Origin of the sequence: Microbacterium sp. NPDC087592 (assembly GCF_044743585.1) — a bacterium.
Taxonomy (GTDB): domain Bacteria; phylum Actinomycetota; class Actinomycetes; order Actinomycetales; family Microbacteriaceae; genus Microbacterium.
Map to the genome: position 1 here is coordinate 1007392 of NZ_JBIUWT010000001.1, position 12457 is coordinate 1019848.

Here is a 12457-nt window from a genome sequence, read left to right on the forward strand (position 1 = left end):
CGACTCAGACCTCGGTCGTCGTCTCGGCCGTCTCGTCCTTGCGGTTGCGTCGGGCGATCAGCACACCGCCGGTCGCTGCGAGCGCCACGACAACCAGGCCGCCGACGATCCACGGCCATACCGGGGCGCCGTCTTCGTCTGCTGGCTCGGTCACCGCGGTGACGGCGGCGGTGGCTTCGGAGTCGACCTCGGCCTCTTCCTCCACCGCGACGCCGCACTCGGCGTCGACCGGGATGACCGCGGTCACCGGGTCGAGCGCCTCGCCGGCGGCGTAGGTGCCGAACGCGGCCGCCCCCGCCTCGGTGAGTGTCGTCGGGATGGCGTCGAGCGAGAGCTTCCCGTCGACGACCGCGGCATCACCGAGGGCGAACTCTGCGAGGCGGACGGCCTTCTGGTCGACGCTCTCGCCACCCTGCGTGGTGCCGCTCACGTCGAAGACGAGGTAGCCCTTGTCGCCGGCGAGTTCGAGCCGCGCGTTCGCGAGCGTCGTGTTCAGCGCGCCGTCGTGGCCGGTGAAGGTGATGCTGCCGCCATAGGTGATGACACCGGCGAGCGTCTTGTCGTCGAACGACCCGGTGCCGCTCTCCCACACGTAGTCCGGGTAGCGGTACTCGACGTCGGTCAGGGTCCAGCCGCCCTTCGCGATGCCCTCGATGTACGTGCGGAACGACTCCTTGTAGCCCCACTGAAGCGTGGCGCCCTCGACCGTGCACGCACCGATCACCGTCTTCGCGCGGGTGAGCGTGAACGCCAGACCACGGTCGACCGAGCCCTGCAGGGTGAGCGTGTGCGCGCCGTCTTCGAGGCTGGCGGGCAGCGTGCCCGACCAAGTCGCGACGCCCGCGGCATCCGCGGTCACCGTGTCGAGAAGCACCGGGGTCGAGTACACGACCACCTTGATGCCCTCTTCGTTCGGCTGGAATCCGGATGCGGTGATCGTGGCCGACTGCCCGGACTCGAGCGCAGCGAGGTTCTCCGCGTCGACGTCGATGCCGTCCGATGCCGGCGGCGCCGCGGGCAGGGTCGTCTTCGCCTTCACGGCGGCCGCAGCCACGGTGCCCGTGTTCCCGGCAGGCGCCGCCGCGACGGAGCCGATCGTGAACGTGACCGGGTTCAGCTCGGTCGAGTAGCCCGACAGCACCCGATCACGACCGGCCGCGGTCAGCGACGCCGGGGCCGCGGTGTAGGTGACGGCACCGTTCGCCGAGACGCGCGCGGCCCGCGAGAGGTCGAGCGTCGCGAACGGCACCTGGGCACCGCCACTCGTCACGAAGAGCGTCGCCGCTCCCGCCGAGGTAATGCGGATCTGCGGGTTCGACACGGTCACGTCGAGCACCCCGTGGTGTCCCGTGAAGCGCACCGATCCGCGGTAAACGACGCTGCCGAGCCCGGTCTTCACGTCGAAGTCTCCCCCGACGGTCTGCCCGAACTGGAACTGGCTACCCGAGCGCGTCGCGCCGTCGGAGACCGAGATCGACCCCTGCGCGATGCCACCCGTGATGTAGCTCGCGAACTTCGACGAGATCGCCCAGCGGAGCGATCCGCCAGGAACGCTGGCCGGCGGAGTCGTCGGCGTCGTCGGCGGCTTCGGGTCGGTGGGCTTCTCGCCGAACAGCGTGCGCCACTGGGCGTCCGTGATCGTCACGTCGCCTCGCACGTAGATCGTGTCGGCGGTCGGCATCGTGTGCTGCTTCCACACGATCACCTCGTACGACTTCGTGCGATCGAGGTTCTTCGCCGCCGTCGTGAGATCGACCGCGAACGCGCCGAACGTGATCTTCGTCACGTACTGCATCGCGAGGAAGCCGCCGCCAGCCGTCACATCCGCCTCGGTACCTTTCTCGATCAGCGCGACGTACGCGCCGGGGATCGACCCGAGCTTCGAGGCCGCGGCCGTGACGGTCAGACCGTCCTTCGCCGTCGCCGTCTTCACGGTCGCGCCGAGAGCGGGGCCCTCCGGGAGGATCGCGTTCCACTGCTCATCGCTGACCGGCACGGTGGCACGGGCGTAGATGGTGTCGGTGTTCGGCATCGTGTGCTGCTTCCAGACGATGACCTCGTAGGACTTCGTGCGGTCGAGCGTGTCGGCGGCAGCCGTGAGGTCGACGCTGAACGCGCCGCCGATGATGCCCCGCACGTACTGCATCGCGAGGAATCCGCCGCCGGCCGTCACATCCGCCTCGGTGCCCTTCTCGATCAGCGCGACATATGCACCCGTGATGTCACCGAGCTTCGATGCCTCCGCTGTGACGGTCAGACCGTCCTTCGCCGTCGCCGCCTTCACCGTGGCGGTGAGCCCCGCAGCGTCGCCGTAGTTGAGGGCGACGCTCTGCTCCTGGTCGGCGTTGACCACGCCACCCGCTGCGTACGTGTAGATGCCGTACGCACCCGGGGTCGCGGCCGCGTCCTTCAGAGTCAGGGTCGCCTCGAAGGTCCCGTCGGCAGCGATGTCCACCCACTGCGAACGGATCGCCCCCTGGTACTGCGCGGGCACCTGATTCAGGACACCCTCGGAGAGCGCCCAGACCTGTGCTCCGACCGAGCGGGCCGACGACGCCGCGCCGGTGGACGGCTGCCACGCCGAGGCGAAGTTGCCGAACACCACGTAGGTGCCCTGCGGCAGATCCTTGGGGATCGGAACCCCGCGCCCGCCGACGTTGGCCGCCGGGTCGTAACCCGAGCCCTTCACGACGACCTTGTCGCCGGCCTTGAGAGCAGAAGTGCCGGCCGGCGTGGTGCCGTCAGCCAGGTACACCTCGATCGCCGGAGTGAGCGGCGCGGGCTGCAAGGCCTCCCACTGCGCGTCGGTGATGGTGATCGTCGCGCGGGCGTAGATCGTGCTCGCGTCGGGGTTCGAGTGCTGCTTCCAGACGATGAGCTCGTAGGACTTCGTGCGGTCGAGGGTGTCGGCGGCCGCCGTCAGGTCGACGGTGAACGCGCCACCAGTGATCGAGCGCACGTACTGCATCGCGAGGAACCCGCCGCTGCCGGTCACGTCCGCCTCAGTGCCCTTCTCGATCACCGCGGCGTACGCGCCGGTGATCGCGCCCAGCTTCGAGCCGGATGCGGTGACGGTCAGCCCGTCCTTCGCGGTCGCGGTCTTTACGGCCGCGGAGGCGAGAGCGGTCTCGGAGTAGGTCAGGGCGACGCTCTGCTCCTGGTCGGCGTTGACCACGCCACCCGCCGCGTAGGTGTAGACGCCGTAGGAGCCCGGGGTCGCTGCCGCGTCCTTCAGAGTCAGGGTCACCTGGAACGTGCCGTCGGCCGCGATGTCGACCCACTGCGAGCGGATCGCCCCCTGATACTGCGAAGGAACCTGGTTCAGCACACCCTCCGACAGCGCCCAGACCTGCGCTCCGACCGAGCGGGTCGACGATGCTGCACCCGTGGACGGCTGCCACGCCGAGGCGAAGTTGCCGAACACCACGTACGTGCCCTGCGGCAGATCCTTCGGAATCGGAACACCGCGCCCGCCGACGTTCGCCGCCGGGTCGTAGCCAGAGCCCTTCACGACGACCTTGTCGCCGGCCTTGAGGGCCGTGCCGGTCGCCGGGGTCGTGCCGTCAGCCAGGAACACGTCGATCGCCGGGGAGAACGGCGTCTCACCCGGGTCGGTGCCGGGGTCCGTGCCCGGATCGGTGCCGGGGTCCGTGCCCGGGTCCGTTCCGGGATCGGTTCCCGGGTCAGTACCGGGATCGGTTCCCGGGTCCGTCCCCGGATCGGTTCCCGGGTCGGTTCCGGGGTCCGTCCCCGGATCGGTACCGGGATCGGTGGGAACGGGACCGAACACGGCGTCCCACTGCCCCGCGGAGATCGCGACGTCGCCGCGGCCGTAGATCGTCGTCTCGTTCGGGTTCGAGTGCTTCTGCCACACGAGCACCTCGTAGGACTTCGTCCGATCGAGCGAGCCGGCAGGAGCGTCGAGCGTGAACGTGCTCGCCCCTCCGGCGACGGTCGGCATCACGAACGCCGCGTATCCGCCACCGCCGCTGAGGCCGGATTCCGTGCCCTTGACGATGAGGGCCGCGTAGGCGCCTTCGACCTCGGGCAGGCCGCTCGCCTGCACGTGCACGCTCACGCCGGATGTGGTCGCGGAGGCGACCGTCGCCGTGACCGTGGCGCCGGCAGCATGCGCGGGCGGGACGATCACCGCACCGGCGGCGACGAGGAGGAAGGAGACGAAAGCGGCGAGCAGCACGCGTATGCGGGTGCTCCCTGAGGATGCTGTGGCTGTGGCGTTCACGGTTCTCCACGGCTCCGGGCACGCAGAAGAGCGCGCGCCGGCGGTGCCGCAATGCAGTCGGGACGAAGGGTCGAATGTTGGTTAGGCTTGGCTAAGCAAGCCGCCGTTCCTGAGCGTAGAGGTGTGAATCAGCGCGCGTCAAGTTTTAGGATAGCCTTGCCTAATGCGTCGCGTCTTTGCCGTCTTCCTCGTCGCCGCTCTCGCCATGGGTCTCACCGCGTGCGCCGAGCCCGGAGCGACCGCCGCACCACCCGCCACCGCCGAAGACACCTGCCCGCAGGCATCCGTCCCGCTCTCCTCGCTCGACGTGATCGACGACGTGCGCGGATATGAGGGCCCTTCCACCGCGTGCCTCTCCAGCCGCGCGATCGAGGCCGTCGACGACGACACCGCGCCGAAGCTCCCGGTCACGGTGACCGACAGCGAAGGCCGCGAGATCGAGATCACCGATGTCGACCGCATCCTCCCGATCGACATCTCGGGCACGATCGCCTCCACCGTCTTCGCCCTCGGACTCGGGGACCAGGTCGTCGGCCGCGATGCGTCGACGGTCTTCGCCGGCACGGAAGACCTCCCGGTCGTCACCAAGACCGGACACACACTGAACGCCGAGGCGATCCTCGAGCTCGCGCCGACCGTCGTCCTCACCGACACCACGATCGGTCCGAAGGAGGTCCGTCAACAGCTGCGCGACGCGGGCATCGCGGTCGTGGTGATCTCCAGCGATCGGCGACTCGACACCACCGACGAGCTGGTCACCGAGATCGCCACCGCCCTCGGGGTGCCCAGCCGGGGCGAGGCGCTCATCGCGCGGCTCGACGCCTCGGTCGACGAGACACTCGCCGAGATCGCCGAGGTCGTGCCCGCCGACGAGTCCGATCGCGCGCGCATGCTCTTCCTCTATGTGCGCGGCAGCGCGAACGTGTACTACATCTTCGGGGAGGACTCCGGCGCCGACTCCCTCATCGACGCGGTGGGCGGGGTCGACGTCGCGGCCGAGATCGGCTGGGAGGGCATGAAGCCGATGACCGCCGAGGCCCTCGTCGCCGCGCAGCCCGACGTGCTGGTGATGATGACCGACGGACTCGAATCAGTCGGCGGCATCGACGGGCTCATCGAGCGGATCCCGGCCGTCGCCGAGACACCGGCCGGAGCGCACCGTCGGGTGATCGACATGGCCGACAGCGAGATCCTCAGCTTCGGCCCGCGCACCGCCGATGTGATCGGCGCCCTGGCCCGCGCCCTGTACGCCCCCGAGCCCGCGAAGTGACCGGCGAGGTCGTCACTCCGACGCCGACCAGGCACCGGGGGCTCCGGTTCGCCCTGGTGACGGTCGGCCTGGTCGTCGCACTCGCGATCACCTGCGTCGTCTCGATCACGAGCGGGCAGTACGACCTGTCCCCCACCTCGCTGGTCGGCGTGCTGCTGCGCGGCATCGGCATCGACACCGCTTGGGCCCCCTCGGCATCCACCGACTACGGCGTGATCTTCAACCTGCGGATGCCGCGCATCGTGCTCGGGCTCCTCGTCGGCGCCGCGCTCGCCGTCTCGGGCGTGCTCATGCAGGCGATCTTCGGCAACCCCCTCGCGGATGCCGGTGTCGTCGGTGTCTCCTCGGGCGCGGCGCTCGGAGCGGCGGCGAGCATCACGTTCGGACTCGCGACCTTCGGGATGTGGACCACGCCCGCCTTCGCGTTCCTCGGCGGACTGATCGCGGTGTTCTCGGTGTACTTCATCAGTCGCTCCGGAGGCCGCACCGAGGTCGTGACGCTGCTGCTCACCGGCATCGCGATCAACGCCATCGCCGGCGCGGGCTTGGCCTTCTTCACGTTCCTCGGCACGACGTCGACGCGCGAGCAGATCGTGTTCTGGCAGCTCGGGTCGCTGAACGGCGCCCTGTGGTCGAACATCCAGCTGGTCGCGCCGCTCGTCCTGATCGGCGTCGTGGTCGCCCTGATCGTGGCCCCCAGCCTCGACCTCTTCGCCCTCGGCGAGCGCACCGCGCGACACCTCGGCGTCAATGTCGAGCTGCTGCGGATCGTGGTCATCGTGACGGTCGCGCTGCTGGTGTGCGCGGCGGTCGCCTTCGCCGGGATCATCGGCTTCGCCGGACTCATCGTGCCGCACCTGATGCGCATGCTGATCGGCCCCGCCCACCTGCCGCTCGTGATCGCCTCGGCGCTCGGCGGCGCACTGCTCATCGCCGTCGCCGACCTCGTCGCGCGCACCGCCGTCCCGCTCGCCGACCTGCCGATCGGCATGATCACCTCGCTCGTGGGCGGCCCGTTCTTCCTGTGGCTGCTCGTGCGCACACGCCGCCGTTCGGGAGGATGGGCATGACCGTGCGGCTCCGCGGCTCGGGGCTCACGGTGCGCGTCGGTGAGGGGCGGACGATCCTCGACGATGCCTCCATCGAGATCCACAGCGGCGAGATCCATGCGCTCGTCGGACCCAACGGCGCCGGCAAGTCCACCCTGTTCGGAGTGCTCGCCGGCGATGTCACCGCGCAGGCCGGCACGGTCGAGATCGACGATCAGCCCATCGAGCAGATCAAGCCGCGCCTGCTCGCCCGCGAACGCGCCGTGCTGCTGCAGGAGAACACGGTCACCTTCCCGTTCAGCGCCGAGCAGGTCGTGCGCATGGGTCGAACGCCGTGGGCACGCACGCCTGCCGCGGACGACGACGACGAGCGGGTGGCGGCCGCCATGGCGCAGACCGAGGTGACAGCACTCAAGGCTCGCGCGGTGCCCTCGCTCTCCGGCGGCGAGCGCGCCCGCGTCGCTCTCGCCCGGGTGATCGCTCAGAGCACCGGCATCCTGTTGCTCGACGAGCCGACCGCCGCCCTCGACCTCAAGCATCATGAGGATGTCATGCGGCTGATCCGCGAGCGGGCGGATGCCGGCATCGCCGTGGCGATCGTCCTGCACGACCTCAATGCCGCACTCGCCCACGCCGACCGTGTCACGCTGCTCTCCGACGGCCGGGTCGCGGCGACGGGAACCGCAGCCGAGGTGCTGACGGCCGCGCGGATCGAGCAGGTCTACGGCCAGGCGGTCGACGTGTTCCCGCATCCGACCACCGGGGTGCCTTTGGTGGTCGCTCGGCGCTGAGTCGCGTCCCGGCCACGCGCGCCGGACTACTCCTCGTCGCGCAGGGAGCGGATCATGCCCCGCAGGATCTTCCGCGCGCCCGCCTGCTCGGCCTCGGTCATGCCCGACAGCATCCGGACCTCGACCGAACGGACGGCGGCCGTCGCCTTCGCGAGACTCTGCCGGCCACGGTCGGTGAGGCGGGCGGGGAGGGCCTTCCCGACCGGCGGCTCGGCGGGCCTGGTCACGAAGCCGTCCCGCTCGAGGGCCTGGAGCAGCACGTTCATCGACTGGCGGGTGACGAACGCGCCGCGCGCGAGCTCGGAGTTCGAGAGGCCGGGGCGCTGGGAGAGCAGCTCGAGGCAGGAGTAGTGGGTGATGGTCATGCCGAGCGGGCGCAGCACCTCCTCCATCGCCGCGCGGAGAGCGCTGGACGCCTCCTTCAGCAGGTAGCCCAGCGACGTGTCGAGCTCGATGCCGGCGCGATCTTGACTCATGTCAGTAGTCTGACATACGCTTGTTCATGTCAGAAAACTGACATGAAACGAAGGACTCTTCTCATGCCCGTCACCGGCCCCGATTTCCTCTCCCTCCAGGCACGCGACCTCGCCGCCTCGCAGGCGTTCTATGAGAACTACCTCGGACTCGTCCGCTCGCCGACGGGCCCCCCGCACGCCGTCGTGTTCCAGACGACGCCGATCGCGTTCGCGCTCCGGGACATCGCGCCCGGCACCGACCTGACCGACGTCGCGCAGCCGGGAATCGGCGCCGCGATCTGGCTGCACGCCACCGACGTCCAGGCGATCCACGATCGACTCGTCGCCGACGGCCACACCATCGCGGCCGACCCGATCGACGGCCCCTTCGGTCGCACCTTCACCTTCTCCGACCCCGACGGCTACCGGATCACCCTCCACGACCAGACATGACCCGTACCCCTCCGGGTGCGGGGATGGCCGGCGACATACAATCGCGATTGATTGCGAAGGAACGGCGGAGGCGCCGGCAGCGGCGCGAGGGAGGGGTCGGGATGTTCGGTTCGAAGAAAAAGAAGAAGCAGAAGCTCAGCTTCAGCGACCTCGTGGAGCAGCTCCGGCCCGACCTGAGTCGGGAGTCGCTCGGTGTCGGGCCCGACTTCCCCGGGGTCGCCCCGAACCCGCTCCTGAGCGGAGACGCCCGCACGCGCAACGCGGAGCTGCGCGCGGGAGTGCTCGCGCTCGGCGTTCTCGTCGACTGGCGCGAGGTCAGCAGTGACGGCAGCCCCCGCGTGGTCCTGATGCTCGATGTGGAGACGGCTGAGGGCCACTCGTTCCGCGGCATCGCCGACGAAGACCTCACGATCACCGAGCTCACCCGACTCGCACCGGGACAGACGATGCCCGTGCGCTACCGGCCGGCCGTCCTCGACCACTACGTCGCCCTCGCCCGCGATGCCGACCCCGGCCGCGTGCAGCAGCTGGCCGACGAGATCGCGCGCCGCAAGGGAGCCTGACCCGGAGGCGCCGGTCGAGCGCTCACACGCGATCTTCGGGCAGACCTCCGTCGCCTCTGCGTGCGCTCGCGCTACGGACGCACCGGAAGCACGTCGCTGAGATCCGCGCGCGTGCCGGACGCGTGGATGCGGCCGCCGGCCGCGGCATCCGCCCACGCCTCCGCGCCCGTGGCCACCGCGATCCAGGTCGCGGCATCCATCTCGACGACGTTCGGCGGTGTGCCGCGCGTGTGGCGGGGGCCCTGGATCACCTGCACCGCGCCGAACGGAGGCACTCGGACCTCGACGCTGTTGCCCGGGGCCTTCTCGTCGAGCAGCTGCAGGAGATAGCGCACGGCGGTGGCGAGGTCGGTCCGCTGCGGCTTCGTGCCGGCGGCATCCGCGTCGCGAACGGCATCCAGTGCTGAACGTCCGTCGATGATGTCGATCTTCCTGGCCATCGTTCAGCTCTCCCCCACGACGACGACCGACCAGGCCCCGACCGCGTCCCGACCCAGCCCGTTGGCCGTGACCTCGGTCGCGGCGTCCATGCCCATATCGATCCGCTGTGGCGCGCCGTCGCAGAGCAGATCGTCGGTGCGGATCGTCTGCGACGTCACGGAGCCGCCGGCATCCGATCCGCTCAGGGCGATGTCGGCACTCATCGTCTCGGGGCCGAAGCACGCGAACAGCACCGAGACGATCGCCGTCGGCTCATCGAACGCTGCCGTGACCCCGCCTTCGCCGACGACATCGGAGAGCGGGGACGCCAATCCGGCGAGCGTCGCGAGAGACCCGGTGACCTCACGGGGGTCCTGCGTCGCCATCCAGTCCTGCACGGCGTCGGGGTCGACCTCGGGCGTCGCGGAACATCCGGTGAGCACCGCCATCAGCACCGCGCCCAGCGCGAGTCCCCGCCATCGCCTCATCCCGCGAGCCTACCTTCGGCGCGCGTCCGCGTCGGCGACGCGGACCCCACGAAACGGGGATCATGGAGGCATGAGCATCGCCCTTCGCCCCTGGACGCCCGCCGACGCGGAAGCTCTGCAACGGGCGTGGCAGACGGCACCCGACCTCGCCACCCAGTTCGGATCCGCCGAGCTCACCTCGCCCGCGGCGGCGCGCGCCTACATCGACGAATCGCTGCTGTTCGAGGAGCGGGCGAGGAACTGGGCGATCGTGGAAGACGGCGTCGCCATCGGCAACGTGGCAGCGACCGCGATCGAGCTCCGCCACGAGACGGCCTGGATCTCGTACTGGCTCGCACCCGCCGCCCGCGGCCGCGGGTATGCGAACGGCGCTGTGCTCGCGGTGTCCGACTGGGGGTTCCGGCACGGGCTTCATCGACTCGAACTCGGCCACCGCGTGAACAACCCCGCCTCGTGCCGCGTGGCGACGGCATCCGGCTTCCGGGCGGAGGGGGTCGAACGCGAGAAGCTCCGGTACGGCGCCGAGCGGTTCGACGTCGAACTGCACGCGCGACTGCGCAGCGACCCCGCCCCCGCTTCGTCGTTGTCGCTGCCGTTGTCGATGGCGTGACCCACACCTTTCGGCGGCGTCGCTCGCCGCGCTCGGCGGGCCGGGAAACGCGGGCCACGAACGCCCGACGCGTCCTAAGCTCGGACGCATGAGCATGCATCCGCAGGGCGCCCGCGCCGAGCTGCTCGCCGCTGTCGCCGACCACTCGTGGGGCGTACGGATCCCGCCGCTCGCCGACCCGCACAACGCGCACGACGCCGCGGTGCTCATCCTGTTCGGGGTGCTGGACCGCGTCCCCGCCCCGACGGCCGATGCCGCTGTCGCCCGCGACCTCGACGTGCTGCTGCAGCGGCGAGCGCCCACCCTCTCGTCCCATCCCGGACAGGTCTCCTTCCCCGGCGGCCGAGTGGAGCCCGATGACGCCGATCTGGTCGCCACCGCGCTGCGCGAGGCCGAGGAGGAAACCGGGCTCGATCCGGCCGGCGTCGAGATCCTGGCCACGCTGCCCCTGATCCCTCTCGCCGCGAGCAACCACCTCGTCACACCGGTGCTCGCCTGGTGGCAGTCGCCGTCGAGGGTCGTGGCCGTCGACCACGCCGAGACGGTCGAGGTGTTCCGAGTGCCCGTCGCGCAGCTGCTCGACCCCGCGACCCGGTTCACCTCGACGCTCACGCGGATGGGCCGCACCTTCCGCGGACCGGCGTTCGACGTCGACGGGACGATCGTGTGGGGTTTCACCGCGATGGTGCTCGACGCCCTCTTCGACGCCACCGGCTGGACGGTGCCCTGGGACGCCACGGTGGAGCGGACCGTCGAGGTCTGAGGCGGTCTGCGTCGTCGGTTCCCCCTCGGTAGTCTGGACGGGTGAAGATTCTCGTCCTCGGTTCCGGTGCCCGTGAGCACGCGATCATCCTCGCCCTGCGGGCCGAGCAGACGGAGCACGAGATCTTCGTCGCACCAGGCAACGCCGGCATCGCGCAGGATGCGACCCCCGTCTCGGTCGATCCTCTCGACGGCGGAGCGGTCACCGCATTCGCCCACGAGCACGCGATCGACCTCGTCGTCGTCGGCCCGGAGGCCCCGCTCGTCGCCGGGGTCGCCGACGCCCTGCGCGTCCGCGGCATCCCGGTGTTCGGACCGGGCAGGGCCGCCGCCCAGCTCGAGGGCTCGAAGTCGTTCGCCAAGCGGGTGATGGATGCCGCCGGCGTGCCGACCGGACGCGCTGTCCGCGCCGCCAGCACCACCGAGGTCGAGGCCGCGTTCGACGATCTCGGCGCCCCGTACGTGGTCAAGGCCGACGGCCTCGCGGCCGGCAAGGGCGTCATCGTCACGTCCGACCGCGCCGAAGCTCTCGCCCACGCCCAGCAGTACCTCCCCGCGGGCCCGGTGCTCATCGAGGAGTTCCTCTCCGGCCCCGAGGTCTCCCTGTTCTTCCTGAGCGACGGCGACACCGTGCGGGCGCTCAGCCCCGCGCAGGACTTCAAGCGCGCGCTCGACGGCGACGCCGGACCCAACACCGGCGGCATGGGCGCATATTCGCCACTGCCGTGGCTCGCCGAGCAGTTCGGCAGCGAGCAGGCCTTCGTCGAAGAGGTCACGCGCGACGTGGCTCTCCCCGTGGTGCGGCAGCTCGACGCCGAGGGCACGCCCTTCATCGGGCTCCTCTACGCGGGACTCATCCTGACCCCGGCGGGTGTGCGCGTGATCGAGTTCAACGCGCGCTTCGGCGACCCCGAGACGCAGATCGTGCTGCCCCGACTGGTCACCCCGCTGTCGCAGCTGCTGTTCGCCGCGGCATCCGGCACCCTCGAAGACCAGCCGGAGCCCGAGTTCAGCGACGACGTCGCGATCACGGTCGTGTTGGCCAGCGAGGGCTACCCCGAGTCGCCGCAGACCGGACGCCCGATCGAGGGCCTCGCGGATGCCGCGGCCGTCGAGGGCGTGCGCCTCGTGCACGCCGCGACCGCGAGCCCGGATGCTCCCGGCGGATCGCTCATCGCCACGGGCGGCCGTGTGCTGAACGTGGTGGCCGTGGCCTCCGACTTCCGCACCGCGCGCGACCGTGCGTATGACGCGATCGCCCGCATCCGCCTCGACGGCTCGCACTACCGCACCGACATCGCCGCGCGCGTCGCGGACTAGCCTCCGCGCGCCCGCCTCCCGCGTCTGCGCGCG

At 70.6% G+C, this 12457-nt stretch carries 12 protein-coding genes; 8 read left to right on the forward strand and 4 right to left on the reverse strand.

The window, feature by feature from the left end; genetic code table 11:
- Positions 1–4: 4 nt before the first annotated feature.
- The gene (locus ACIOTO_RS04800; protein WP_400856832.1) at positions 5–4243 is read right to left on the reverse strand and encodes an HtaA domain-containing protein; all 4239 of its coding nucleotides are present in this window, start codon (positions 4241–4243) and stop codon (positions 5–7) included.
- 163 nt (positions 4244–4406) lie between these two features.
- Between ACIOTO_RS04800 and ACIOTO_RS04805 the strand changes: the two genes are divergently transcribed.
- Genes ACIOTO_RS04805 through ACIOTO_RS04815 form a run of 3 tightly spaced genes read left to right on the forward strand, consistent with a single transcriptional unit; the run spans position 4407 to position 7353 of the window.
- Positions 4407–5513 (forward strand): hemin ABC transporter substrate-binding protein, encoded by a 1107-nt coding sequence (locus ACIOTO_RS04805; RefSeq protein WP_400856833.1) that lies wholly within the window; start codon positions 4407–4409, stop codon positions 5511–5513.
- Entirely contained in the window at positions 5510–6583 is a 1074-nt protein-coding gene (locus tag ACIOTO_RS04810) for a FecCD family ABC transporter permease (protein ID WP_400856835.1), read from the forward strand. The genes ACIOTO_RS04805 and ACIOTO_RS04810 overlap by 4 nt, the downstream gene beginning before the upstream one ends.
- Positions 6580–7353, forward strand: a complete 774-nt coding sequence (locus tag ACIOTO_RS04815) for a heme ABC transporter ATP-binding protein (RefSeq protein WP_400856837.1) — start codon at positions 6580–6582, stop codon at positions 7351–7353. Before ACIOTO_RS04810 ends, ACIOTO_RS04815 begins: the two co-directional genes overlap by 4 nt.
- Positions 7354–7379: 26 nt before the next feature.
- Here ACIOTO_RS04815 and ACIOTO_RS04820 read toward each other — a convergent pair whose 3' ends face one another.
- Positions 7380–7829: a MarR family winged helix-turn-helix transcriptional regulator gene (locus ACIOTO_RS04820; RefSeq protein WP_400856840.1), complete on the reverse strand. Its 450-nt coding sequence runs from the start codon at positions 7827–7829 to the stop codon at positions 7380–7382.
- Between the two features lie 63 nt (positions 7830–7892).
- On the opposite strand from ACIOTO_RS04820, the gene ACIOTO_RS04825 reads away from it, so the two are divergent.
- Positions 7893–8261, forward strand: a complete 369-nt coding sequence (locus ACIOTO_RS04825; RefSeq protein WP_400856842.1) for a VOC family protein — start codon at positions 7893–7895, stop codon at positions 8259–8261.
- A gap of 101 nt (positions 8262–8362) precedes the next feature.
- A complete protein-coding gene (locus ACIOTO_RS04830; RefSeq protein WP_400856843.1) occupies positions 8363–8824 on the forward strand; it encodes a hypothetical protein in 462 nt (153 codons plus the stop codon).
- A gap of 71 nt (positions 8825–8895) precedes the next feature.
- Here the strand turns inward: ACIOTO_RS04830 and ACIOTO_RS04835 are convergent, their stop codons facing one another.
- Entirely contained in the window at positions 8896–9264 is a 369-nt protein-coding gene (locus tag ACIOTO_RS04835) for a sterol carrier family protein (RefSeq protein WP_091032579.1), read from the reverse strand.
- A gap of 3 nt (positions 9265–9267) precedes the next feature.
- On the reverse strand, positions 9268–9732 hold the full coding sequence (locus ACIOTO_RS04840; protein WP_400856845.1) for a hypothetical protein: 465 nt from the start codon (positions 9730–9732) through the stop codon (positions 9268–9270).
- A 70-nt stretch (positions 9733–9802) separates the two neighbouring features.
- On the opposite strand from ACIOTO_RS04840, the gene ACIOTO_RS04845 reads away from it, so the two are divergent.
- From ACIOTO_RS04845 to purD, 3 genes are all read left to right on the forward strand, one after another.
- Positions 9803–10342, forward strand: coding sequence for a GNAT family N-acetyltransferase (locus ACIOTO_RS04845; protein WP_400856846.1), 540 nt, complete (start codon positions 9803–9805; stop codon positions 10340–10342).
- Positions 10343–10430: 88 nt separating this feature from the next.
- Entirely contained in the window at positions 10431–11105 is a 675-nt protein-coding gene (locus ACIOTO_RS04850; RefSeq protein ID WP_400856847.1) for an NUDIX hydrolase, read from the forward strand.
- A 41-nt stretch (positions 11106–11146) separates the two neighbouring features.
- A complete protein-coding gene (purD, locus tag ACIOTO_RS04855) occupies positions 11147–12424 on the forward strand; it encodes a phosphoribosylamine--glycine ligase (RefSeq protein WP_400856848.1) in 1278 nt (425 codons plus the stop codon).
- The last annotated feature ends 33 nt before the right edge of the window (positions 12425–12457 follow it).